This window comes from Mesorhizobium sp. P160927 (genome assembly GCF_057766385.1).
In genome coordinates this window covers 1,104,738-1,126,034 of the sequence record NZ_JBYMDW010000001.1, presented here as the reverse complement: position 1 = coordinate 1,126,034, position 21,297 = coordinate 1,104,738, and the positions used below count along the sequence as shown (strand labels likewise).

General features: G+C 63.0%; 26 protein-coding genes. 14 read left to right on the top strand and 12 right to left on the bottom strand.

All coding sequences use genetic code 11. The annotated features are described in order from the left end of the window. The first annotated feature begins 118 nt into the window (after positions 1–118). Positions 119–955, top strand: a complete 837-nt coding sequence (gene phhA / locus AC3CB8_RS05740) for a phenylalanine 4-monooxygenase (RefSeq protein WP_023772296.1) — start codon at positions 119–121, stop codon at positions 953–955. Between the two features lie 68 nt (positions 956–1,023). Here the strand turns inward: phhA and AC3CB8_RS05735 are convergent, their stop codons facing one another. Then, a complete protein-coding gene (locus AC3CB8_RS05735; protein ID WP_352550107.1) occupies positions 1,024–1,629 on the bottom strand; it encodes an Lrp/AsnC family transcriptional regulator in 606 nt (201 codons plus the stop codon). Between the two features lie 199 nt (positions 1,630–1,828). Between AC3CB8_RS05735 and AC3CB8_RS05730 the strand changes: the two genes are divergently transcribed. From AC3CB8_RS05730 to AC3CB8_RS05720, 3 genes are all read left to right on the top strand, one after another. Continuing rightward, positions 1,829–2,656 (top strand): transporter substrate-binding domain-containing protein, encoded by an 828-nt coding sequence (locus AC3CB8_RS05730; protein WP_023772294.1) that lies wholly within the window; start codon positions 1,829–1,831, stop codon positions 2,654–2,656. A gap of 78 nt (positions 2,657–2,734) precedes the next feature. Continuing rightward, the gene (locus tag AC3CB8_RS05725; RefSeq protein ID WP_352564409.1) at positions 2,735–4,039 is read left to right on the top strand and encodes an NAD(P)/FAD-dependent oxidoreductase; all 1,305 of its coding nucleotides are present in this window, start codon (positions 2,735–2,737) and stop codon (positions 4,037–4,039) included. After that, a complete protein-coding gene (locus AC3CB8_RS05720) occupies positions 4,036–5,010 on the top strand; it encodes an amino acid ABC transporter permease (protein ID WP_023772292.1) in 975 nt (324 codons plus the stop codon). Before AC3CB8_RS05725 ends, AC3CB8_RS05720 begins: the two co-directional genes overlap by 4 nt. A gap of 147 nt (positions 5,011–5,157) precedes the next feature. On the opposite strand, the gene AC3CB8_RS05715 is transcribed toward AC3CB8_RS05720, so the two are convergent. Continuing rightward, on the bottom strand, positions 5,158–5,562 hold the full coding sequence (locus AC3CB8_RS05715) for a VOC family protein (RefSeq protein WP_023772291.1): 405 nt from the start codon (positions 5,560–5,562) through the stop codon (positions 5,158–5,160). 103 nt (positions 5,563–5,665) lie between these two features. Between AC3CB8_RS05715 and AC3CB8_RS05710 the strand changes: the two genes are divergently transcribed. Further along, positions 5,666–6,298 carry a TetR/AcrR family transcriptional regulator gene (locus AC3CB8_RS05710; RefSeq protein WP_023772290.1) on the top strand — a complete coding sequence of 211 codons (633 nt, stop codon included), beginning with the start codon at positions 5,666–5,668 and terminating at the stop codon, positions 6,296–6,298. A gap of 52 nt (positions 6,299–6,350) precedes the next feature. Here the strand turns inward: AC3CB8_RS05710 and AC3CB8_RS05705 are convergent, their stop codons facing one another. Then, positions 6,351–6,848 (bottom strand): MarR family winged helix-turn-helix transcriptional regulator, encoded by a 498-nt coding sequence (locus AC3CB8_RS05705; RefSeq protein ID WP_352564412.1) that lies wholly within the window; start codon positions 6,846–6,848, stop codon positions 6,351–6,353. A gap of 94 nt (positions 6,849–6,942) precedes the next feature. On the opposite strand from AC3CB8_RS05705, the gene AC3CB8_RS05700 reads away from it, so the two are divergent. Next, positions 6,943–7,110, top strand: a complete 168-nt coding sequence (locus tag AC3CB8_RS05700) for a hypothetical protein (protein ID WP_023772288.1) — start codon at positions 6,943–6,945, stop codon at positions 7,108–7,110. A 77-nt stretch (positions 7,111–7,187) separates the two neighbouring features. On the opposite strand, the gene AC3CB8_RS05695 is transcribed toward AC3CB8_RS05700, so the two are convergent. The 3 genes from AC3CB8_RS05695 to AC3CB8_RS05685 form a co-directional block, all read right to left on the bottom strand. Further along, on the bottom strand, positions 7,188–8,627 hold the full coding sequence (locus AC3CB8_RS05695) for a GMC oxidoreductase (protein ID WP_352564414.1): 1,440 nt from the start codon (positions 8,625–8,627) through the stop codon (positions 7,188–7,190). Further along, on the bottom strand, positions 8,624–8,824 hold the full coding sequence (locus AC3CB8_RS05690; protein ID WP_023781811.1) for a hypothetical protein: 201 nt from the start codon (positions 8,822–8,824) through the stop codon (positions 8,624–8,626). The genes AC3CB8_RS05695 and AC3CB8_RS05690 overlap by 4 nt, the downstream gene beginning before the upstream one ends. 169 nt (positions 8,825–8,993) lie before the next feature. After that, positions 8,994–9,755, bottom strand: a complete 762-nt coding sequence (locus AC3CB8_RS05685; protein ID WP_023772285.1) for a GGDEF domain-containing protein — start codon at positions 9,753–9,755, stop codon at positions 8,994–8,996. A 163-nt stretch (positions 9,756–9,918) separates the two neighbouring features. Here AC3CB8_RS05685 and AC3CB8_RS05680 point away from each other — a divergent pair, with 163 nt between their 5' ends. Beyond that, the gene (locus AC3CB8_RS05680) at positions 9,919–10,623 is read left to right on the top strand and encodes a pyrimidine 5'-nucleotidase (RefSeq protein WP_352564416.1); all 705 of its coding nucleotides are present in this window, start codon (positions 9,919–9,921) and stop codon (positions 10,621–10,623) included. A gap of 50 nt (positions 10,624–10,673) precedes the next feature. Here the strand turns inward: AC3CB8_RS05680 and AC3CB8_RS05675 are convergent, their stop codons facing one another. Further along, positions 10,674–11,522 (bottom strand): LOG family protein, encoded by an 849-nt coding sequence (locus AC3CB8_RS05675; protein ID WP_023793123.1) that lies wholly within the window; start codon positions 11,520–11,522, stop codon positions 10,674–10,676. Between the two features lie 223 nt (positions 11,523–11,745). On the opposite strand from AC3CB8_RS05675, the gene dapD reads away from it, so the two are divergent. From dapD to AC3CB8_RS05655, 4 genes are all read left to right on the top strand, one after another. Further along, positions 11,746–12,600 (top strand): 2,3,4,5-tetrahydropyridine-2,6-dicarboxylate N-succinyltransferase, encoded by an 855-nt coding sequence (gene dapD / locus AC3CB8_RS05670; protein WP_023772283.1) that lies wholly within the window; start codon positions 11,746–11,748, stop codon positions 12,598–12,600. A 71-nt stretch (positions 12,601–12,671) separates the two neighbouring features. Further along, positions 12,672–13,034, top strand: a complete 363-nt coding sequence (locus tag AC3CB8_RS05665; protein WP_023772282.1) for a DUF805 domain-containing protein — start codon at positions 12,672–12,674, stop codon at positions 13,032–13,034. Further along, a complete protein-coding gene (locus AC3CB8_RS05660; RefSeq protein ID WP_023793124.1) occupies positions 13,027–13,410 on the top strand; it encodes a DUF805 domain-containing protein in 384 nt (127 codons plus the stop codon). The genes AC3CB8_RS05665 and AC3CB8_RS05660 overlap by 8 nt, the downstream gene beginning before the upstream one ends. A 73-nt stretch (positions 13,411–13,483) precedes the next feature. Beyond that, positions 13,484–14,260, top strand: coding sequence for a hypothetical protein (locus tag AC3CB8_RS05655; protein WP_352564418.1), 777 nt, complete (start codon positions 13,484–13,486; stop codon positions 14,258–14,260). Here AC3CB8_RS05655 and AC3CB8_RS05650 read toward each other — a convergent pair. After that, entirely contained in the window at positions 14,160–15,203 is a 1,044-nt protein-coding gene (locus tag AC3CB8_RS05650; RefSeq protein WP_352564420.1) for a 2-dehydropantoate 2-reductase, read from the bottom strand. The two genes, AC3CB8_RS05655 and AC3CB8_RS05650, sit on opposite strands and share 101 nt — an antisense overlap. A 125-nt stretch (positions 15,204–15,328) precedes the next feature. Here AC3CB8_RS05650 and dapE point away from each other — a divergent pair, with 125 nt between their 5' ends. Next, positions 15,329–16,522, top strand: coding sequence for a succinyl-diaminopimelate desuccinylase (gene dapE, locus AC3CB8_RS05645; RefSeq protein WP_352564422.1), 1,194 nt, complete (start codon positions 15,329–15,331; stop codon positions 16,520–16,522). A 5-nt stretch (positions 16,523–16,527) separates the two neighbouring features. Then, a complete protein-coding gene (locus AC3CB8_RS05640; protein WP_352564424.1) occupies positions 16,528–17,160 on the top strand; it encodes a transporter in 633 nt (210 codons plus the stop codon). Between the two features lie 10 nt (positions 17,161–17,170). Here the strand turns inward: AC3CB8_RS05640 and truA are convergent, their stop codons facing one another. From truA to def, 4 genes are read right to left on the bottom strand one after another with little or no spacing between them, the layout of a single operon-like run. After that, positions 17,171–17,923, bottom strand: a complete 753-nt coding sequence (gene truA, locus AC3CB8_RS05635) for a tRNA pseudouridine(38-40) synthase TruA (RefSeq protein WP_023781819.1) — start codon at positions 17,921–17,923, stop codon at positions 17,171–17,173. Positions 17,924–17,945: 22 nt separating this feature from the next. After that, on the bottom strand, positions 17,946–18,452 hold the full coding sequence (locus AC3CB8_RS05630) for a GNAT family N-acetyltransferase (RefSeq protein ID WP_023772275.1): 507 nt from the start codon (positions 18,450–18,452) through the stop codon (positions 17,946–17,948). Further along, positions 18,449–19,402, bottom strand: a complete 954-nt coding sequence (fmt, locus tag AC3CB8_RS05625; RefSeq protein WP_352564427.1) for a methionyl-tRNA formyltransferase — start codon at positions 19,400–19,402, stop codon at positions 18,449–18,451. Before fmt ends, AC3CB8_RS05630 begins: the two co-directional genes overlap by 4 nt. 4 nt (positions 19,403–19,406) lie before the next feature. Beyond that, on the bottom strand, positions 19,407–19,937 hold the full coding sequence (gene def / locus AC3CB8_RS05620) for a peptide deformylase (RefSeq protein ID WP_352564429.1): 531 nt from the start codon (positions 19,935–19,937) through the stop codon (positions 19,407–19,409). A gap of 103 nt (positions 19,938–20,040) precedes the next feature. Here def and AC3CB8_RS05615 point away from each other — a divergent pair, with 103 nt between their 5' ends. Then, complete coding sequence (locus AC3CB8_RS05615; protein ID WP_023793129.1) at positions 20,041–21,294, top strand: DNA recombination protein RmuC; 1,254 nt, start codon at positions 20,041–20,043, stop codon at positions 21,292–21,294. Positions 21,295–21,297 lie beyond the last annotated feature (3 nt).

The following is a 21,297-nucleotide window of genomic DNA, read 5'->3' as shown; positions in this document are numbered from 1 at the left end:
TTACGAGTGAATGTTATCTCGAATATGGCGAGGGAGCCATCATCAAAGCCAATTTGCCTCGACAGATCGGGTTAGCCTTGCTGCAGTCAAGCATTGATGCTGTGCGAGGAGAAAACCCATGACGACGATGAGCGTTGCCGAATACGCCCGCGACTGCGCGGCGCAAGGATTGCGCGGCGACTATTCAGTGTGCCGCGCGGATTTCACCGTGGGGCAGGCTTATGACTATTCGACCGAGGAGCAGGCGGTGTGGCGCACGCTGTGCGACCGCCAGACCAAGCTGACGCAAAAGCTCGCCCATCACTCCTATCTCGACGGCGTCGAGAAGCTCGGCCTTCTCGACCGCATCCCCGATTTCGAGGACGTCAGCACCAAGCTGCGTAAGCTGACCGGTTGGGAAATCGTCGCCGTGCCGGGCCTCATTCCTGCGGCACCTTTCTTCGACCACCTCGCCAACCGCCGCTTCCCGGTCACTAACTGGCTGCGGACCACGCAGGAACTCGACTATATCGTCGAGCCGGACATGTTCCATGACTTCTTCGGCCATGTACCGGTCCTGTCGCAGCCGGTGTTTGCCGATTTCATGCAGATGTATGGCAAGAAGGCCGGCGACATCATTGCGCTGGGCGGCGACGAGATGATCACCCGGCTCTACTGGTACACGGCCGAATATGGCCTGATTCAGGAGAACGGCCAGCCGCTGAAGGCGTTTGGCGCCGGCCTGATGTCGTCGTTCACCGAGTTGCAGTTCGCCGTCCAGAGCAACGACGCCCACCATGTGCCGTTCGACCTGGAAACGGTGATGCGCACCGGCTACGAGATCGACAAGTTCCAGCGCGCCTATTTCGTGCTGCCGTCCTTCGACGCCTTGCGCGATGCCTTCCAGACGGCGGATTTCGAAGTGATCGTCGCGCGCCGCAAGGGCCAGCCGGCGCTCGACCCTGCGAAGGTGTAGTTTCAGCGGCATGGGCACAACGTCCCGGCTGGCCGAGTTCTCCTTCGCCGCCGGGGCATCGCCATGTCCTACAATGCGTAGATGGTCCGGTTGAACTTCGTCTCCATCACCACGTGGGAAGCGGTTTTGACGACGCCGCTGATTTCATTCAGGGCATTCACCTCCCGGTTCAGCTTCTCGAGCGTCTCGGCGGCAAGGTGGATGATCAGATCCCATTCACCGGTTATGGCATAGACCGCCTGGATGGAGGGCATCGCCTTGATCCTTCTGGAGACGTCCGGATAGCTCTTGTTGTTCAGGGCGGCGAGGGTGAAACAGTGGACGGCGTTCTGGGCCACCGTCTTGGCCAGCCGCACGGTATAGCCTTCGATGATGCCGCCGGCCTCCAGCTTCTGGATCCGCTCCTGCAGCGCTGTCCGCGACACGCCGAGCTGTCGCGCCAGTGACGCGACCGGCTCACGCGCGTTCTTCTGCATCAGCGCGAGCAACTGACGATCCTTCTCGGTCAATTCCACAAACAAAACCTCTCGCTCGATCCCCTTACTAACCACCGCGATCCTATCGGCTGAACAGCCCTCGCGACAATCCGCAATACTGGCAGCGGCGAACGGAACAAGGCCAACATATCCGGCACTTTGTCGTCTCAAGGGACGCAATGACTGCGCGATCGCCATTATCCCGCATTTCGCCGGGTGGAACCCTTCTTTTTGCGACCTGACTGTCTGGGGTCACAAACGCCGGTCCATCAGGGGGAATCAGCTTTGGCTGTGATGGGCAACGTCCGAAACCGATTCGGTTGAACCCGTCACTGAAGCGCTGAGGTTCGACGTCGGCCACTCAACCTATCAGTTCAACCACAAGGGAGGGATAACTATGAAAAAGCTGCTCAATTTCGCCGTTCTTGCCGCCGCGACATTCGCCATCACGACGGCAGCCATCGCCGGTGAAACCCTGGACCGCGTCACGTCGAAAAAGGCGATGGTCATCGCCACCAACGCGGCCTGGCCGCCACAGAGCTTTCTCAACGACAGCAACGAACTCGCCGGTTTCGACATCGATGTCTCGCGCGAGATCGGCAAGCGGCTTGGTGTCGACGTCTCGTTCGAAACGCCCGACTGGGCGACGTTGACCGGCGGGCGCTGGCAGGGACGCTACGACCTTGGCGTCGGATCGGTCACGCCGACAAAGGCCCGCTCCAAGGTGATCGACTTTGTCGGCATCTATTATTACAGCCCCTACGTCTACGTCCTGCACAAGGACAGCGGCGCGAAGTCGGTCGCCGATCTCAACGGCAAGATCATCGGCGTCGAGACAGCCACCACCTCTGAGGATTTCATCCGCCGCAAGCTCGAAATCGACGCGCCTGGCCTGGCTCCCATCGAATACAAGCTCGAGCCGGGCGAGATCCGCACCTACGCGGATTCCATGCTTCCCTTCGATGACCTGCGGCTTGGCGACGGCGTGCGCCTGAATGCCGTGATCGCGCCGGAACAGACGGCGCAGAACGCCATCAAGAACGGCTATCCCGTGAAGATCCTGGAAGGCGAGTACGCCTTCCGCGAGCCGCTCGTCGTCATCGCCGAGAAGAAGGATCCCGAGTGGACCGCGAAAGTCGGGGGCATCATCACCGAAATGAAGACGGACGGCACGCTCGCCGCGCTGACCACGAAGTGGTACGGCAAGGACTACAGCGCCAAATAAGTCATGCCGCCGGCTGCCCCCTCGGCAGCCGGCGGGCGTCACCCCACCTCATGAATGCCCCTCACCGCAAAGTCGTCGATGGCCTATCCGGACACCTATTACGCCCGCACCCTGACCGACCCGAAGACGCGGCCCCCGCTCGAAGGCGAGGCGCGATGTGACGTGGCCGTCGTCGGCGCCGGATTGGCCGGACTGACGACAGCGCTGCAGCTGGCGCGCGCCGGACTGCACGTCGTCGTGCTGGAAGCCCAGGTCGTCGGTTTCGGCGCTTCGGGACGCAATGGCGGCTTCGTCACACCCGGCTTCGCCACCGGCGGCGACACTATCGCCGCACGTGTCGGCGGAGAGGCAGCGCGCGACCTGCACCGGCTGTCGATCGAAGGCATGGAATTCGTGCGCGACACTATCGAGGCGCTCGGAATATCGGCCGCCCAGCCGCGTGCCGGCCTGCTCAGCGTCTTGCGCTACGACGGCGGCGATGCGCTGAAGGCCTATGCCGACCGGATGGCCCGCGACCACGGTTACGAGCTTCAATATCTGCGCGGCGAAGACGTGCGCGCGGTGCTGAAATCAGCTCGCTACCACCAAGGCCTGCGCGACCCGAACGCCTTTCACATCCATCCGCTCAACTATCTGCGTTGCCTGGCCGACGAGATCGAGCGGCTGGGCGGCAATATCCATGAGAGTTCGGAGGTCGTCCAATGCGACCTGTCGGGACCGCAAAAGATACTGCGCACGAGGCAGGGCACGCTTCGGGCGCCCCAGATCGTGCTCGCGACCGGCGGCTATACCGGCCCGGTGTTCGGCCAGCTCTACCGCGCCTTTCTGCCCATCGCGACCTATGTGATGGTTTCCGAGGTGGCTCCCCGCCTCATCGCGCAAGCCATCGCCACCACGGATGCCGTCGGCGACAACAGGCGGGCCGGCGACTATTATCGTCTGGTCGAGAGTGGCAATCGCCTTTTGTGGGGCGGGCGCATCACCACGCGTGCCGCTTCCGCCGACGCGCTGGCGCGCGAATTGCGCCGTGAAATGGTCGGCACCTACCCGCAGCTTGCCGGCCTCAAGACCGAATTGGCCTGGTCTGGTCTAATGTCCTATGCCCGGCATCTGATGCCCCAGATCGGGGAGATGCAATCAGGCGTCTGGTACTGCACCGCTTTCGGTGGCCATGGCCTCAACACCACGGCGATTGCCGGAAAAGTAGTCGCCGAGGGCATTCTGGGCGCTTCGGACCGGTATCGGCAGTTCGCGCCATTCGGACTGAGCTGGGCCGGCGGCGCCGGTGGCCTGGCTGCCGCGCAGCTCACCTACTGGAAATTGCAGACGCAGGACTGGTGGCGGGAACGCCGCGCCACCACCAAGGACAAGGTGACGGCATGATCGGCAGGCTGATGCTCTCCCATCCAGGCCTCGCCCGCCACGCGGCGGCCGCGCTTTTTCCCGCGCTGCTGGCCGCGGCCCTCTACGCCATGGGCATCAAGTCGAGCTGGATCGGCTCGGTGATGCCGCTTGCATCCGACTGGTTGCAGGCCAATCCAGCCTTGTCGCGCGCCCTCTCGGCCGTGTTGATCGCGCTCCTGGTTCTGGTGAATTGCAAGCTGCTGCTGCTGCTGCCCCGACGCCAGCAGATCGCCGGCGTCTGGATCGAGCTGTTCGCGCTGCTGATGCTGTTCTTCTATTCCTTCGACCTCTCCTTTGCCTTCATTGCCAGGAAGGTCGGCTTCCTGATCACCCAGGGCGTCACCACGACGCTTTACATTTCGGCGATCTCGATTCTGATCGCAACGACCATCGCGCTTGTCGGGGCCATCGCCAAACTGACCGGCAACGGCATCGTTTACGGGCTGGCCACCTTCTACACGTCGCTGTTTCGCGGCCTGCCGTTGCTGATGCAGATCTACATCATCTATCTCGGCCTGCCGCAGGTCGGCTATGTGATCGGCGCGGTGCCGGCCGGCATCGTGGCCCTGTCGCTGTGTTATGGCGCCTACATGACCGAGATCTTCCGCGCCGGCATCGAAAGCATCCCGCGCGGCCAAAGCGAAGGCGCCACGGCGCTCGGCCTGAGCCCCGGCCAGACCATGGCGCTGGTCATCCTGCCACAGGCCATGCGCGTCATCATCCCGCCGACCGGCAACCAGTTCATCGCCATGCTGAAGGATTCCTCGCTGGTGTCGGTCGTCGGCGTCTGGGAGATCATGTATCTCGCCCGCACCATGGGCCAGACGGAGTTCCGCCACATCGAGATGCTGATCACCGCGTCGATGATCTACTGGATCCTGTCGATCGCACTGGAATTCGGCCAGGCCTATCTCGAACGGCGCTTCGGCCGATCGGAACGGCAGGCGTGATTGGCCGTCTCCGGGACAATTTCCGGAAAGTGTGGAGCGGTTTTGCATCCGGAATTGCGTAAAGTGAGAGTGCGGTTCAAGGACCTAAAGCGCGTCGCATGAATCCGTTTCAGGGCGACGCGCTTTAGACGCTTTGATCCCGACAGGTTATTGCATGGCGGCGGGGTTCATCCACAGGAATTCCCAGACGTTGCCGTCTGGATCTTCGATGTGGCGGTTGAACATGAAACCGAGATCCTGGGCCGGATTGGGATCAGCGCGGCCGCCTGCCGCCACGCCCTTCTCGATCAAGGCATTGACCTCGTCCTTGCTGTCCGTGGTGAGGGCGATCAGCATCTGGCTCTCACGTTTGGGGTCGCCGATCCGCCGCGCTGTGAACTGGCCGTAATGCTGGTGCGTCAGCAGCATGACACCGATGGAGTCCGAGAACATGATCGAGCTGGCCTGGTCGTTCGAGAACTGCGGGTTCAGTGTGCCTCCGATCGCGAGATAGAAGTTGGTCGCTGCCTGAAGATCGCGCACCGGCAGATTGAGGAAGATCATTTTGCTCATCGATTCAAGCCCTGCTTTCGTTGACGGGTACTAGCCAGTCTAGTACTATGACGGTGACTATCATGCGGGAACGGTACCGTCTAGTACTGGTCAAGGGAGGCCCATGGAGATCGACGGTGAGACTAGGTCGGCCCGCAAGGATCGTGAAATCATCCAGGCGGCCACGGCGGCGTTCATCGGCAAGGGCTATGATGGCACCAGCATGGAGGAAATCGCCACCAGGGCGGGAGCTTCCAAGCAGACCGTCTACAAGCATTTCAAGGACAAGGAGACACTTTTCGCCGAAGTCGTTCTATCAACCGCTACCCAAGTCAACGACGTCATCGAATCCGTGACGACACTGCTTTCCGAGGCGAAATTCATGCAGGGTGGCCTGCAGCAGCTTGCTCGGCGTTTGATAACGATGCTGATGGATGAGGAGCTGTTGAAGCTGCGGCGCCTGATCATCGCCAACGCGGATCGGATGCCGCAGCTTGGTCGCAGCTGGTACGACAACGGTTTTGAGCGCATGCTTGCCTCGACGGCGTCCTGCTTTGAAAAGCTCACCAATCGAGGCCTGATGCGAACCAGTGACCCCCATCTGGCAGCCAGCCATCTGTTTGGAATGCTTCTCTGGATTCCTATGAATGAAGCTATGTTCACGGGAAGCAACCGGCGTTCCAAAGCCGAACTTGAACGACATGCGGATGCCTCGGTGGAGGCGTTTCTTGTCACCTATGGGGTTCAGCCGAAATAGTTCCATTCCCCTGCCGACGTGTGCAGGAAAGCCGCGAACACATGGCACCCGCCTATAGCTCGCGGGCGTCCGGCCCTTGGGCCTTCAGCCGCTCGAGCTGGGCGCGCTGCAGGTCGAGCGCGGCGTTGACGAAGCGCGAGATGGTCGCGAGCTCGGCGTCGCTGAAGGTGGCGATCACTTTTTCGCCCTCCTTGGCGATGGCGCCGTAATAGCGCGCCGACAGCTCCCGCGTCGCCTCGGTCGCTTCGATCACCACCTTGCGCCTGTCCTCGAGACTGCGCGTGCGCGTCAGCAGGCCGCGCGCCGCCAGCCGGTCGATCAGCGCCGTCACCGCGGCCGGCGTCAGCCCGGTCGCGGTGGCGACCGCGCCCGCCGATTGCGGGCCGCCATGGAGCAGTCCGATACAGTGGCGCTCGGCCATGTTGAGGCCGAGTCTTGCCCCGACCGCCTCGTCATAGGCCTGTGTCGCGTCCTGCCATTGCATGACGGCATGGCCGATCGCGGCCGTGATTTCGTTGCGATTCTTGCTTGACGAATTTACTTCGATCATCTAACTATCAATTTGTCTAACATTTAGACCATTACAGCAATATGCGGCCGCGGCCCGGACAAGGCAAGGGCCGGCCGCCGGCAAGGAGTGAAAAATGAGCGTGATTCAACAACGTCCCCCTCTCTCGCACGAGGATGAGTTCAAATACGCCAAGCTGGCGATGGAATGGTATGGATGGGGTTCGCCCATCGGCCTCGGGATCCTGCTCGTGGCGCTGGCCGCCGCGGCGGTGCTGGTGCGTATCGCCATCTACGGTTTTTGAGCATGCCTAACTCATCCGGCGCCGTCATCGGCGCCGGGGGAGGCTTCAACGTCGCGGTCAAGTTTTACCCAGGCCACTCAGACGGCGACCACCTTGCTCAGATGTTCGCCCAGCCGGCAGGCCAGCGCGGTGATCGTCGTCGTCGGGTTGGCTTGACCGGATGTGCAGAACACCGCGGAGCCGCCGACATAGAGGTTGTCCATGCCGTGCACCTTGCAGTTGGCGTCGACCACGCTCCTAGTGACATCGGTGCCCATGCGCGCGCCGCCCATGTGATGGTGGCCCGCCGTCTCGTCATTCGTCGGATAATCGCCACCATTGCTGATCCAGTCGGCGATGCGCACGCGGCCGAGATTCTTCTCGATCAGCGTCGTGCCGAACAGCCTGAGCCCTTCGAGAACGGTACGGCGCTCCAGGTCCGATTTCTTCCAGTGCAACTCGATGCGCGGCACGCCGGCGTGGTCGACATCGGTCTTTGACAGCTCAATCTGGTTGGACGCCAGTGGCGCTTGCTCCCAAGCGACGTAAAGCTGGGCCGCGCAGCGCAGATTCTGGCTGAGCTTGGAGGACATCCACTCGGCCATGTTGGGCGCCGTGCAGGCGAGATCGGCGATCAGGCTCTTGACCCCCGGATAGGGCGTTTCGATCAGCCGGATGCCGAAATTCATGATCCGCAGCCGCTCCATCGCGGCGAGTGTCGGTGAGAAGAAGGCCTCGTTGACGGCATCGACCTCGAACTCGCCATAGTTGGCCAGGATGGCATTGCCGCCCTCGAAGGTCGGATGTTCCATCCAGTAGCGGCCAAGCGCCGCCGCATTGGGCACGACACCGCCGTTGGACCGCTGGTTCGACCACAGAAGCAGCCGCGAATTCTCCAGCCCGCCGGTGCAGGCGATGAAATAGTCCGCGCTGAAGGCGCCGGCATCCTGGCCGTTGGACCGTAATCTGGCGCCGGTCACGCGCTTGCCGTCGCCGGCGAGCTCGGTGGCATAGGTGTTGAGCACGACCGCGATGTTCTGGCTCTTATCCAGTTCGTCGGCGTATTTTTCGGCAAAGCGCACCGCCGGGCTCTTGATCAGCTGCACCCAGCGTATGTCGTCCGAGATTGGCACATCCGGCCGGAATTCGGGAAGGTCGAGAATATCGCGCACTTGCGGCAGATAGGGCTCGATGTCGGTAAGGCGGATCGGCCAGCCCGTATCCTGCGCCCAGGCCTTCGGCTCGAAATCCAGCTTGTCGAGTACACGGCACCAGCCGGCCCAATGGTTGGAGCTGCCGCCCATGAACCGCAACCGCGTGATATCGAGATTGAAGTAGAAATCGCCGACCGTGGTGCCGCGGTAGAAATCCTGCGACTCGTCGCTGAATTCCCGCGAACCGGCTTCCAGCACCACGACCGGGATGCCGGCCGCGCCAAGTTTCCTGGCGATCGTGGTGCCGGCGGGGCCGGAACCAAGGATACAGACCTTTGGCGCGAAATTAGCGGCGCGATACGCCTCGTAGCTGTCGAAGATCATGCCAGGTCACTCCGCTTCAGGATCCAGCCATTGATCTCGACGATCTCATTCGGGTCGGCCCGTGATGGTTCGACCCGCAATGGACCGCCATAGGCCGCGTCGGCCTCGGGCAGCTTGCGGAACAGGGACAGGGCAGGCAGGGCGATCAGCGCCTGCACGATCATGCGGCGCGGCATTTTCTTGAGGAAGAAACTCATGGCAGGTCTCTCGGATAGGGGGCTTCGATGCGCATGACATTCCTTGAACGGCACACGCATCTTCACAGAGGCCAGTATCGTGCCAAGGCCGGCCTCAAGGCAGTGAAGCGGCACAACCGAATGCAAACAGCGTTAGCAATTCCTTAACAGGCCGGTTGTGCCGGTCGGCTCACGCGGCCGCTGAAATGTCCGTATCGAGGATCGTCAGGTTGCGGCCCGCATGTTTGGCCTGGTAGAGGCGCCGGTCGGCGGCGCGCATCAGGTCCGATACGGTGACGTCCTCGCCACAGACGGTGCCGCCGATGCTGACGGTCAAAGGAATGGTTCGCTCATCGACAGGCCGGAAGCGGATCAGCTCGACCTCGCGACGGATCCGTTCGGCAACTCGCTTGGCCTCCTGTTCCGTGGCTCCGGTCAGAAACGCGCCGAACTCCTCGCCGCCGATCCGGCCGAGCACATCGCCGCTGCGCACGCCGCGCTCGATGGCGCTGGCGATCAACAGCAGCGCCTCGTCCCCGGTCAGGTGACCAAAACTGTCATTGATCTTCTTGAAATGATCGGCGTCTATGATCAGCAGCGCGCCACGGTCGGACTTGCGCCGGGAACCGTCAAGTGCGGCAAAGAAGCTTTCCCGGTTGAGCATGCCGGTCATGTCGTCGCGGCTCGCCTTTTCCGCCAGGCGGCGGTGCGCCGCGGCGAGTTGGGCGTGGGCACGGGCCAATTCGCGATGGGCATTTTTCAACCTGTCGCTCTGCCAGAACGTGCCGGCGCATGCCGTCCAGGCAAGGACCAGCGGACAGACTGTCGACGTCAGCCAGATCGTGCGCGTTATCGGGAATCCCATGGCTGGGACGATGATCAATGTCAGCAGGAGCGAAGCAGCGACGGAGGCGAAAGCGACGGCGGCGGATTTGAGAATAATGCTGTTCATCGCGGGCTCCACACAGGACTTGTCTCTGTGCCAGCAAGCCCTGAAGGCGACCTTTCGGGGATGGCTAAAATTTGAATCGTCAGGCCATTTCCGCCACTCTCGACGCGCAGAAGTTGTGGATAAAGTCCCTTTCAGAAGCCCTGTTTCATGCCATAAGGAGCACATGACCACGCATCCGGATCCCGCCCGCTTCGCCCATGTCACCGACTGGGTGTTCGACCTCGACAACACGCTCTACCCGCATCATTCGAATCTGTTCTCGCAGATCGACGTCAAGATGACCGCCTATGTCGGGGAATTGCTGGCGCTGCCGCGCGAGGACGCGCGCAAGCTGCAGAAGGAGCTCTATCGCGAATACGGCACGACGCTGAACGGGCTGATGACGCGCCACGGCATCGATCCCGACGACTTTCTGGAGAAGGTCCATGACATCGATTATTCGTGGCTGGTGCCCGATCCCGTTCTCGGCACCGCAATCCGCCAGCTTCCCGGCCGCAAGTTCATCTTCACCAATGGCGACCGCAGGCATGCCGAACGCACGGCGCGGCAACTTGGCATCCTCGACCATTTCGACGATATTTTCGATATCGTCGCTGCCGGCCTCAATCCCAAGCCGGCGCGCCAGACGTACGAGAAGTTCGCCGAACTGCACGCCGTCACCGGCCACAATGCGGTGATGTTCGAGGACCTCGCCCGCAACCTGGCCGTGCCGAAGTCGCTGGGCATGACCACGGTTCTCGTGGTGCCGCGCAATTTCGAGCCGACCTTCTCGGAAATCTGGGAACGCGACCCGGCGCAGGAAGACGACGTCGACTACGTCACCGACGATCTCGCGGAGTTTTTGACGGGAATAGTGAGTAGTGAGTAGTGAGTAGTGAGTAGAACATCTTTCGCTACCTACTACGCACCATCCCCTACTCACTCACTCCCTAGCTTGTAGAACCTGCTGATGATGCCCCAGGCTTCGTCGGCTGTGTCGACGAAATCGATGATGTCCTGGTCGCCGGGGCTGATCGTGCCCTGCTCGGCGAGGAAGTCGAGGTTGATCGCACGTTTCCAGAAGGACTTGCCGAACAGGATCACCGGCACGCGCTCCATGCGTCCGGTCTGGATCAGCGTCAGCGTCTCGAAGAACTCGTCCATGGTGCCGAAGCCGCCGGGAAACACCGCCACGGCCTTGGCGCGCATGACGAAGTGCATCTTGCGGATGGCGAAATAGTGGAAGTTGAAACAGAGCTCCGGCGTCACATAGGGGTTCGGCGCCTGCTCGTGCGGCAGCACGATGTTGAGTCCGATCGACGGCGCGCCGACATCATCGGCGCCGCGGTTTCCCGCTTCCATGACGCCCGGACCGCCACCGGTTACCACCACGTATTCGCGATAATATGACGTGGCCGACTGCTGCGAACACAGGCGGGCGAATTTGCGCGCCTCCTCATAATATTTGCTGTTCTCCTCGAGGTTCTTCTTCTGCGTCTCGTTCTTGGCCGCCCAGGCCTCGCCGCCGGGCTCCGGGAGGCGCGCGCCGCCGAACAGGATCACGGTCGAACGAATGCCGCGCTCGGCGAGGATCATTTCCGGCTTCAGCAGTTCCAGCTGCAGCCTGACGGCGCGCAGCTCGCGCCGGGTCATGAAGTCGGGATCGTTCCAAGCCAGGCGGTAGGTCTCGGCCCGAGTTTGCGGCGTGTCCGGCACGCTTTTCGACCGCTCCAGATCCTCATCCGAATGCGGCAACGGCGTCCATCCCGCCTTTTCCATGGGAGTCATCGAATCCACCCGTCCATTCCTTCACTTGCGTCGTCCCGTGACGCAGTCGCGATTGACCCCCATTGAGCCTTAACATAAGCAGGTTCCGCAAAAGTGTCTGGCGGTTTTGCGACAAGAACCTGCTAGTGCAAAGACTCAGGCAGGCAAAGCCTGCCGGGGGGTCCGCGCGACTTCTAAATAGGTTAAGGCGCACCCCTTAACAGCTTGGTAATGGAGCAAATTCATGTCGAAGCCCGATCTGGCGAGCCTCGAAAGGACCATCGACAGGGCCTTCGAGGAACGCGACGCCATTTCGACCGCGACCCGCGGCGAGGTGCGCGACGCCATCCAGTCGGCACTCGACCTGCTCGACCGCGGCACCGCCCGCGTCGCCGAGCGGCAGGCCGACGGCAAGTGGCATGTCAATCAGTGGCTGAAGAAGGCGGTGCTGCTCTCCTTCCGGCTCAATCCGATGGAGATCATCAAGGGCGGCCCCGGCGAGGCCGTGTGGTGGGACAAGGTGGCGTCCAAGTTCGACGGCTGGGGCGCCGTCGATTTCGAGAAGGCGGGCTTCCGCGCCGTGCCGTCGTCGATCGTGCGCCGTTCGGCCTATGTTGCGCCGGGCGCGGTTTTGATGCCGTCCTTCGTCAATGTCGGCGCTTATGTCGATAGCGGCACCATGGTCGATACCTGGGCCTCGGTAGGCTCCTGCGCCCAGATCGGCAAGAACGTCCACCTTTCGGGCGGCGTCGGCATCGGCGGCGTGCTGGAGCCGATGCAGGCCGGCCCCACCATCATCGAGGACAATTGCTTCATCGGGGCGCGGTCCGAAGTGGTCGAGGGCTGCATCGTGCGCGAAGGCTCGGTGCTCGGCATGGGCGTCTTCATCGGCCAGTCGACCAAGATCGTCGACCGCGCCACCGGCGAGATCTTCTATGGCGAGGTGCCGCCGAATTCCGTGGTCGTCGCCGGCTCGCTGCCGGGCAAGGCATTTCCAAACAACGAGCCGGGCCCAGGTCTCTACTGCGCCGTCATCGTCAAGCGAGTCGACGCCAAGACCCGGTCCAAAACGTCTATCAACGAATTGCTGCGCGATTGATCTTTCCGCCGGGCAGGCGCACCTTCCGCCGGCGCGACAATCGGTCGCGCTGGTTCAACTGGAGGGGTGACATGGACTGGAAATATCTGCTCACAAGCTTTGATGGCCGCATCAACCGGGGTAAGTTCTGGGCTGGCATCGGCGTATTCATCGTTATCGGCGTTATTGCTTTCATTCTCGATGCGATCCTCGGCACGCGTTTCACCACGGCCAGCGGTGCCCAGATCGGCATCATAGGCATCCTCTTCGCGCTGGCATCGATCTATTTCGCGATTGCCCTCTATGCCAAACGCTGGCACGACCGCAACAAGTCGGGCTGGTGGACGCTGATCGGCCTCGTACCCGTCATCGGCGGCATCTGGCTGCTGGTCGAACTCGGCATTCTCGAAGGCACCAGGGGTGCCAATCAATATGGATCGGACCCGCTTGCCTGAAAGATCGGATCTCAACTGGCTTTTCTTCAAGACCTCGGGCCGCGTCAGCCGCGCGGCCTATTTTCTCGGCGGGTTGCTCGTCGCCATCATCCAGGCATTCCCGCTATACCGCTTCACGCTGGTGCCGGAGGGTTCGGCCGAGAGCAACATGTGGTCATTCATCTTCTTCATCGCCTTCATCGCCTCGCTGTGGTCGAACATTGCGCTGGCGGTGAAGCGGCTGCACGACCTCGACAGGCCGGGCATTGCCGCGCTGATCCTGTTCGTGCCGGTCGTCTCGATCGTCGCCTTCCTTGTGTTGTGCCTGTTTCCAGGGCAGCCTGGACCCAACCGCTATGGCCAGCGCACCAACGAGCCGGCAGAATCAAAGAAATAGAGCATGACGTCGTCGGAAAGCCGCTCCAAACTTTTCGGCATCATGCTCTAGGGGGCCGATCGGATATCTCGCCATGCGCTACCGCACGCTTGATCCGAAACTGATCATCGAAACCGCCGAGCGGCTGGAATGGCGTGTGGCCGACCGTTTCCCGGAGGCCGGGTTGCGCGGCGTCGCCGCCGAACTTGTCTCGCTGTCTCGCGATCTGGCCAAGGCCGCGAAGACCCTGGAAGCGCCGATCTGGTGGCTGCGTGGCATCATCGTCGCCGCCGTCATCGGGGGCGCGCTGATCTTCCTGTTCGTTGGCACCATCCTGCCGCTCATTCACATCTCGCAAGCCGACGACGCGGTGCAGTCGGTGCAAGGCATCGAAGCCACGATCAACATGATCATCCTCGCCGTGCTCGGCTTCCTCGCCCTGATCCGCACCGAGGAGCGCATCAAGCGCAAGCAGGTGTTTCGCCAGTTGCATGGCCTCAGATCACTGATCCACGTCATCGACATGCACCAGTTGACCAAGGATCCGGCGGCGCTGTCGGCCAGCTTCAAGCCAACGGCGCATTCGCCGGCCCGTCTCACCAATGCCGCGGATCTCGCGCGCTATCTCGACTATTGCTCCGAAATGCTGTCGATCACCGGCAAGATCGCGGCGCTGTTCGCCCAATCCGTCAATGACGCTGTCGTCATAGACGGCGTCAACGACATCGAGAACCTGGCGTCCAACCTGTCGCGCAAGATCTGGCAGAAGTTCACGTTGATCGACGGCCGGCCGGCGGCGCCACAACCTTCTCCGGCACCAGGTCCGGCGAGCCAAGCCGCTCGGCTTCCGCCGCGCGCACCAGCGCCTTGATAAGCTGGACCGTCGGCGCCGGCGTACCGGCTTTTTCAGCGAGCCGCAAAACGGCGCCCTGCAAGTCGTCGATTTCTGTCGACCGGCCACGCTGCAGATCGTCCCACATCGACGAGCGCGCCTCGGGATCGATCGCCAGCATGCGCCGAGCCAGGAGCTTGAACAGCCAGTCGGGCAACCTGAGCACCTTCGGCAGCAGCGTCGGGCGCAGGCCGGCGATCCGGGCCGGCTCGATGCCGGAGGCCTTCATCGCCAGCAAGGCCTCGTCGATCTGGCTGGCCAGGATCAGCCGCCAGCGCCGGTCAGCAAGTTCGGTTGCCAGCGGCAGGCCTGACAGCGCCACCAGCGCATTGTTCAGGTTCATCAGAAGCTTGCCCCACAGCACGGCCTTCATATCACCATGCGTTTCGACAGCCAGGCCTTCAGCGTCGAGAAGGTGCGCAAGGCGGGCATCGCCGTCTTCAACCTTCACCTTGCCGTCGCTGGCGCGGTGGACGCGCAGCGGCAGCTCTCCATCGGCTGATTGCACGACATTGAACGGCACCATGCCAGCCAGCACCGTTCGCGGGCCAAGTGCCGCGCGGAGCCTGTCGGCGTTGTCGACGCCGTTCTGAAGGCTCACCACCACGGCATCGGGACGGGCATGGGCCTTGATGAGTGCCGCCATTTCCAACGTCGCGCCACTCTTGACGGTGACCAGGATCACATCGGCCCCTGGCAAGGCCGCGGCCGGATCGGTGGTGACGGCAAGCTCTGCCGGCTTGATCAGGCGATCGCGACCCTCGAGGTCGCTGACGCGCAATCCGCCCTGCCACAGCGATGCCTCGATGCGCGGCCTGGCAAACAAGACAACCTGCCGCCCGGCGAGCGCCAGGCAGCCGCCGACATAACAGCCAATGCTGCCGGCGCCGGCAATGACGATCCTCTTTTTGCCGTTTGCCATCTCTTACTCCGCATCAGCCAGAACTATACGACATGAAAACCATAATGTCGGCGGTATCGTCGGCCATTGGCTTGGCCCTATGTCTGGCCGTGACAGGCCATTCGCTTTCGACTATCGCTTTTGCCATGACGCTGCCTACTGACCCCGCCGCAAACCTTGCCTCTCTCATCCGCTGTGCCTCGGTGACACCTGCCGAAGGCGGCGCACTGAGCGCGCTGGAGGCGATGCTGAAGCCGCTCGGCTTCCTGGTCGATCGGCCGGTGTTCTCCGAAGACGGCACGCCCGACATCGAGAACCTCTATGCACGGCGCTCCGGCAATGGCCCGCATCTGATGTTCGCGGGTCATACCGACGTGGTGCCGGTCGGCGACGAAGCCGCCTGGACGCATCCGCCTTTCGCCGCCGACATCGCCAATGGCGAAATGTATGGCCGCGGCGCGGTCGACATGAAGGGCGGTATTGCCTGCTTCATCGCCGCGGTGGCGCGCCACGTCGAGGCGAATGGTGGCCCGAAGGGCTCAGTCTCGCTGCTGATTACCGGCGACGAGGAAGGGCCGGCCATCAACGGCACGGTCAAGCTGCTCGAATGGGCCGCGTCCAAAGGCGAGAAATGGGACGCCTCGATCGTCGGCGAGCCGACCAATCCGGACACGCTCGGCGACATGGTCAAGATCGGCCGGCGCGGCTCGATGTCGGGTAGCATCGCCGTCAATGGCCGCCAGGGCCATGCCGCTTATCCGCAGCTTGCCGACAATCCGGTGCGGGGCCTGATGAGCCTGGTGGACGCCTTGCTGCATCCCGCCTTCGACAAGGGAACCAAGGATTTCCAGCCGACCAACCTCGAGGTGACCTCCATCGATGTCGGCAACCCGGCCACCAATGTCATTCCCGCCAAGGCAACCGCCACCTTCAACATCCGCTTCAACGACAGCTGGACGGCCGAGACGGTCCAGGCGGAAATCCACAACCGCCTCGATCAGGCGGCTGGGCGCAAGAAATACCGGCCGGGCAAGAAGACCCCAGTCGACTATGAGCTGGTCTGGCGCGACCGGCCGAGCCATGTCTTCCTGACCCGCGACGACAGGCTAGTCGAGACGTTGAGCGGCTCGGTCAAGGCGGTGGTCGGCAAAAAGCCGGCGCTATCCACCTCCGGCGGCACATCGGATGCGCGCTTTATCAAGGACTATTGCCCGGTGGTCGAATTCGGCCTGGTCGGCAAGACCATGCACATGGTGGACGAGCGCGTGGCCATCGCCGATCTGGAAACGCTGACGCGGATCTACCAGCGCTTCATCGACGACTGGTTCGGACAGGGCTGATCGGCATGCTTTCGGCGGACGAAACCCAAGCTTCGCTGACCGGCGCCTGGCGGCTGATGCTCGGCAAGGCCGACGGCCTGCGCCTGCTCGACCTGACGGCCGACGGCTTCTGGAATTCGTTCTTCGCCATCATCGTCGCGGCACCGGCGCTGATCGTCGGCTGGGTCGGCATCGCCAACGAGATCGGCGATCCCGATGCCTTCGCCGGCCGCTTCAGCATGCTGGTGCGACTAGCGACGGTCGATATCGGCTCCTGGGTGCTGCCGCTGGTGGCGCTCGCCTTGGTGGCGCGGCGCGCCGGCATCGGCGGGCGCTTCGTCCACTATGTCGTCGCCAGCAACTGGGCCTCGGCGATCACCGCCTGGCTGATGCTGCCTTCGGCGCTGATCAGGCTCTTCCTGTCCTCGACAAGCCAGGTCTCGAGCCTTGTGTCGCTGCTATTATTTTCCCTGTCGATGGTGCTGACCTGGCGCATGACCAACGCGACGATCGGCAGGGGCGCTGCCTTCGGCACCGCCGTTTTCGTCGGCATGTTCGTCGCTTCGCTGCTGGTGCTGTTCGGACTGCAGATGGTGCTTGGCATCTCCGTGCCCGACGATGTCGGGGCCCAGAGCCTTTCCGGGCTTTATCCTGGATAGAACCAGGGTTCTACCCGGGATAATCGACGCCGATGAGAAAAAGCCCGTCGGGCGGCGCTACCTGGCCGCAGGCTGCGCGGTCTCGCGCTTCCAGCGCCGCCTTGAGGTCGCCCGATGTCCAGCCGCCGTCGCCGACCCGCTTCAGCGAGCCGACCATCGAGCGCACCTGGTTGTGCAGAAAGGATCGTGCCGATGCCCTCACCTCGATGAGATCATCGCCCGTTCGGCTCACGTCGAGCCGCTCCAATGTCCTGATCGGGCTGTTGGCCTGGCACTGCGTCGAGCGGAAGGTGGTGAAGTCGTGCCGGCCGAGCAGGAGCTTCGCCGCCTCGTGCATGGCGGCGGCATCGAGCCGCTTCGGCACCCACCATACCTTACCCTTCTCCAGCGCCGAGGGCGCCCGCCGATTGAGGATGCGGTAGAGATAGTGCCGACCGATGGCGGAGAAACGGGCATCGAAATCATCCGGGACGATCGTGGCCTTCAGGATGACGATGCGCGCACCGGCCGCCTGCAGGTGTGCATTGACGGCATCGCGCACCTTGTCGTCGGGCCACGCCTTGGCAAGGTCGACATGCGCCACCTGCGCGCTCGCATGCACGCCGGCATCGGTGCGGCCGGCGGCGCGCAGCCGGACCGCCTCGCCGCAGAAATTCTCGATCGCCTGCTCGATCGCCTGCTGCACCGAAGGCTGGTCGGCCTGATGCTGCCAGCCGGCAAACAGGCTGCCGTCATATTCGATATCGAGGCGAAAACGCGGCATTCCGGGACGGCGACGCTCTCGCCTAGGCGGCGAGAGCGGTGAAGGCGGAAGCGTAGACCAGCCTGCCGGCTTCAGGAGCGTCGCCCCAGGCCAGCGCCTGCAGCGCCTCGCCTTGGTATTCGCTCTCGAACTTCCCGGCACGGGCATGGCTGTAGCCGAAACGGCCGTAATAGGCCGGGTCGCCCAGCACGACGGCCAGCGTCTCGCCAGCCTCCTTGAGCCGGATATGGGCCTCCCGGATCAACGCGCCGCCGATGCCGGAGCCGTGAAAGGACGGCTCCACCGCCAGCGGGGCAAGCGCCACGGCGGCAAAGCTCTTGCCGCCGTGGCGCACGAACAGCCGCGAAAACAGGATGTGGCCAACGACCTGGCCGTCTTCTTCCGCCACCAGTTCGACGACGGCGTCACCGCCGGTCACCAACGCGTCGACCAGGCCGGCCTCCGTCTGCTGGCCGAAAGCGTGTTCCTCGACGAGGCGAATGGCCTCGCGGTCCCGCGGCGTCGCCGCGCGTATCGACATCATGCTCATGAGAATTTCAGTCCTTTTTCGATCTTGGCTCCGCGCAGGAATTCCGACGCGGCGGCGGGCTTTCCGCCCGCACGTTGAACTTCGACCAGCCTGACCGCGCCTTTTCCGCAGGCGACCGTCAGCCGGTCATCGAGAATTCCTCCCGACTCGCCCAAATCTTCCGAAGGCGACACGCCTTCGGATAGCGTCGAGCGAAGCAGTTTCAGCCGTTCCATGCGGCCGCCAATTTCAATCTCGGACCAGGCGCCGGGAAAGGGCGACAGGCCACGAATATGGTTGTGAACCTCGGCCGCGGGCCGTGTCCACTCCACGCGCGTCTCGGACTTATCGATTTTCCTGGCGTAAGTCACCCCTTCGGCCGCCTGCGCGGTAAATGCCAAGGTGTTCTGTTCCAGCCGCGCCAACGCTTCCACCATCAGGGCAGCGCCGACACTCATCAACCGATCATGCAGATCGCCGGCTGTCATATCGGGGCCGATGGCGCATTTTTCAACCAATCCGACCGGGCCGGTATCCAGCCCCGCCTCCATGCGCATCACCATCATGCCGGTCTGCGTGTCTCCAGCCATGATGGCGCGCTGGATGGGCGCGGCGCCACGCCAGCGCGGCAAAAGCGATGCGTGGCCGTTGACGCAGCCAAGCCGGGGCGCCTCCAGAACTGCCTTGGGCAACAGCAATCCATAAGCGACAACCACGGCGATATCGGCGCCCAGGTCGGCAAAAGCGGCCTGCTCGGCCTCGCTCTTCAACGAGGTCGGTGTGCGCGCCTCGATGCCAAGCCGCCCGGCCTCGCGCTGCACCGGCGACGGCGTCAGTTCCAGCCCGCGCCGGCCGGCGGCGCGCGGCGGCTGCGTGTAGACGGCTGAAATCTCGTGGCCGGCCTCGGCGATGGCGCGCAGCGTCGGCACCGAAAACTCCGGCGTGCCCATGAAGATGACGCGAAGGGGCATTGCCCTACCCCACCAGCTTGCCCGGCGCCTTGTCCCTGGCGAGCTTCTTGAACTTCTTCACCACCATGTCGCGCTTCAGCTTCGAGATGTGGTCGATGAACAGCACACCGTTGAGATGGTCGATCTCGTGCTGCAGGCAGGTTGCCATCAGCCCTTCGGCCTCGATCTCCTGCAGCTTGCCGTCGCGGTCGAGATATTTGACCCGCACCGAAGCCGGGCGCTCGACCTCGGCATAGTAATCCGGGATCGACAGGCAGCCTTCCTCGTAGACGGAGCGCGCGTCGGCGCTTTCGAGAATTTCCGGGTTGATGAAGACGTGTGGCGCCGGGGTTTCGTCTTCCTTGGCGAGATCGATCACCAGCATCCGCAGCGGCTCGCCGACCTGGATTGCCGCCAGCCCAATGCCGGGTGCGTCATACATGGTCGCCAGCATATCGTCGGCCAGTTTGCTCAATGGCGCGTCGACGCGCTCCACCGGCTTGGAGACCTGGCGCAGGATGGGATCGGGGAGAATGATAAGCGGCTTGATCGGCATGGCGTTTCACCTAAGACCTCAATAGAAAGGCGTCAACCGGTTCGCCAGCGCGTCGTTCACGTTTTGATCTGTGCCAGACCGCCGAATCGGCTATGCTGTCCACATGAATGATCTGAGCACCATCCTTTCGGAGCCCGTCGCACGGCTCGGCGCCTCGACAATCACGCTTGGCCACGCGCTGGCCTTCGGCGCGTTGCTGTTTCTCGGCTTGTTCGTGACGCTCGTCGTTGCGCTGTGGCGGTCGGCCAAGGCGCGCGCGGCCGCCGCCGCGGAGGCCGCCGACCATGCCCGCGACGCCGAGGCGCGGATGGCCGGCATTCTCCAATCCCAGGCCGAGATGCAGGGCCGCATGGGCGCCATCGCCGAAGTGTTCGGCGCCCGTCAAGCCGAATTGACGCAGTCCATCGGCCAGCGGCTCGACGCCATGACCGGCCGCATCGGCCAGACCATGACCGAGCAGACCAAGTCCACTCATGAGAGCCTCGCGAAACTGCAGGAGCGGCTGGCGATCATCGACACAGCGCAGGGCAACATCCAGTCGCTGGCCGGCCAGGTCGTGCAGTTGCAGGCGATCCTCTCCAACAAGCAGACGCGCGGCGCTTTCGGCCAGTCGCGCATGGAGGCGATCGTCGCCGACGGCCTACCTCACGGCGCCTACGAATTCCAGGCGACGCTGTCGAACGGCAGCCGGCCGGACTGCCTGGTGAAAATGCCGAACGGGGCGCCGTCGCTAGCCATCGACGCCAAATTTCCGCTGGAAGCGTGGAATGCGATCCGGGCCGCCGATAACGCCGACCTGCAGAAGGTCGCGGCCCAGGCCTTTCGCCGCGATATCGAGGTCCATATCCGAGACATTTCGGAAAAATACCTGCTCCAGGGCGAAACCCAGGACACAGCCTTCATGTTCGTGCCGTCGGAATCGGTATTCGCCGAAATACACGAGAACTTCGAAGCGGTTGTCCAGAAGGCGCACCGTGCCCGCGTCATCATCGTCTCGCCTTCGCTCTTGATGCTGTCGATCCAGGTCATCCAGGCGATCCTCAAGGATGCACGCATGCGGGAGCAGGCGCATCTGATCCAGGGCGAAGTCATCAGGCTGATGGAAGACGTCCAGCGTGTCGACGAGCGCGTGCGCAAATTGCAGGGCCATTTCGGCCAGTCGGCCAAGGACATCGAAGACATACTCGTCTCGACCTCGAAAGTGACCAAGCGTGGCCAGAAGATCGAGGCGCTGGAATTCGGAGAAGGCGAGCCCGACGCCCCGCGCGGCGGCACCACCAAGGTGGAGGCCGCACCGCGCGTTGCCGATTCTAAGACCGGGCAGTTGAGGTTGAGGGTCGTCGAAGGCGATGACTGAACG

Coding starts and splice junctions, on each gene's coding strand:
- AC3CB8_RS05615 (WP_023793129.1), top strand. CDS start 20,041: ATGAATGATCTGAGCACCATCCTTTCGGAGCCCGTCGCACGGCTCGGC.
- AC3CB8_RS05720 (WP_023772292.1), top strand. CDS start 4,036: ATGATCGGCAGGCTGATGCTCTCCCATCCAGGCCTCGCCCGCCACGCG.
- AC3CB8_RS05725 (WP_352564409.1), top strand. CDS start 2,735: ATGGCCTATCCGGACACCTATTACGCCCGCACCCTGACCGACCCGAAG.
- AC3CB8_RS05675 (WP_023793123.1), bottom strand. CDS start 11,522: ATGACTCCCATGGAAAAGGCGGGATGGACGCCGTTGCCGCATTCGGAT.
- AC3CB8_RS05710 (WP_023772290.1), top strand. CDS start 5,666: ATGGAGATCGACGGTGAGACTAGGTCGGCCCGCAAGGATCGTGAAATC.
- AC3CB8_RS05655 (WP_352564418.1), top strand. CDS start 13,484: ATGCGCTACCGCACGCTTGATCCGAAACTGATCATCGAAACCGCCGAG.
- AC3CB8_RS05735 (WP_352550107.1), bottom strand. CDS start 1,629: ATGGCGATCGCGCAGTCATTGCGTCCCTTGAGACGACAAAGTGCCGGA.
- AC3CB8_RS05705 (WP_352564412.1), bottom strand. CDS start 6,848: ATGATCGAAGTAAATTCGTCAAGCAAGAATCGCAACGAAATCACGGCC.
- fmt (WP_352564427.1), bottom strand. CDS start 19,402: ATGCCCCTTCGCGTCATCTTCATGGGCACGCCGGAGTTTTCGGTGCCG.
- AC3CB8_RS05640 (WP_352564424.1), top strand. CDS start 16,528: ATGCTTTCGGCGGACGAAACCCAAGCTTCGCTGACCGGCGCCTGGCGG.
- phhA (WP_023772296.1), top strand. CDS start 119: ATGACGACGATGAGCGTTGCCGAATACGCCCGCGACTGCGCGGCGCAA.
- AC3CB8_RS05690 (WP_023781811.1), bottom strand. CDS start 8,824: ATGAGTTTCTTCCTCAAGAAAATGCCGCGCCGCATGATCGTGCAGGCG.
- AC3CB8_RS05730 (WP_023772294.1), top strand. CDS start 1,829: ATGAAAAAGCTGCTCAATTTCGCCGTTCTTGCCGCCGCGACATTCGCC.
- AC3CB8_RS05680 (WP_352564416.1), top strand. CDS start 9,919: ATGACCACGCATCCGGATCCCGCCCGCTTCGCCCATGTCACCGACTGG.
- AC3CB8_RS05685 (WP_023772285.1), bottom strand. CDS start 9,755: ATGAACAGCATTATTCTCAAATCCGCCGCCGTCGCTTTCGCCTCCGTC.
- dapD (WP_023772283.1), top strand. CDS start 11,746: ATGTCGAAGCCCGATCTGGCGAGCCTCGAAAGGACCATCGACAGGGCC.
- dapE (WP_352564422.1), top strand. CDS start 15,329: ATGACGCTGCCTACTGACCCCGCCGCAAACCTTGCCTCTCTCATCCGC.
- truA (WP_023781819.1), bottom strand. CDS start 17,923: ATGCCGCGTTTTCGCCTCGATATCGAATATGACGGCAGCCTGTTTGCC.
- def (WP_352564429.1), bottom strand. CDS start 19,937: ATGCCGATCAAGCCGCTTATCATTCTCCCCGATCCCATCCTGCGCCAG.
- AC3CB8_RS05630 (WP_023772275.1), bottom strand. CDS start 18,452: ATGAGCATGATGTCGATACGCGCGGCGACGCCGCGGGACCGCGAGGCC.
- AC3CB8_RS05695 (WP_352564414.1), bottom strand. CDS start 8,627: ATGATCTTCGACAGCTACGAGGCGTATCGCGCCGCTAATTTCGCGCCA.
- AC3CB8_RS05700 (WP_023772288.1), top strand. CDS start 6,943: ATGAGCGTGATTCAACAACGTCCCCCTCTCTCGCACGAGGATGAGTTC.
- AC3CB8_RS05650 (WP_352564420.1), bottom strand. CDS start 15,203: ATGGCAAACGGCAAAAAGAGGATCGTCATTGCCGGCGCCGGCAGCATT.
- AC3CB8_RS05665 (WP_023772282.1), top strand. CDS start 12,672: ATGGACTGGAAATATCTGCTCACAAGCTTTGATGGCCGCATCAACCGG.
- AC3CB8_RS05715 (WP_023772291.1), bottom strand. CDS start 5,562: ATGAGCAAAATGATCTTCCTCAATCTGCCGGTGCGCGATCTTCAGGCA.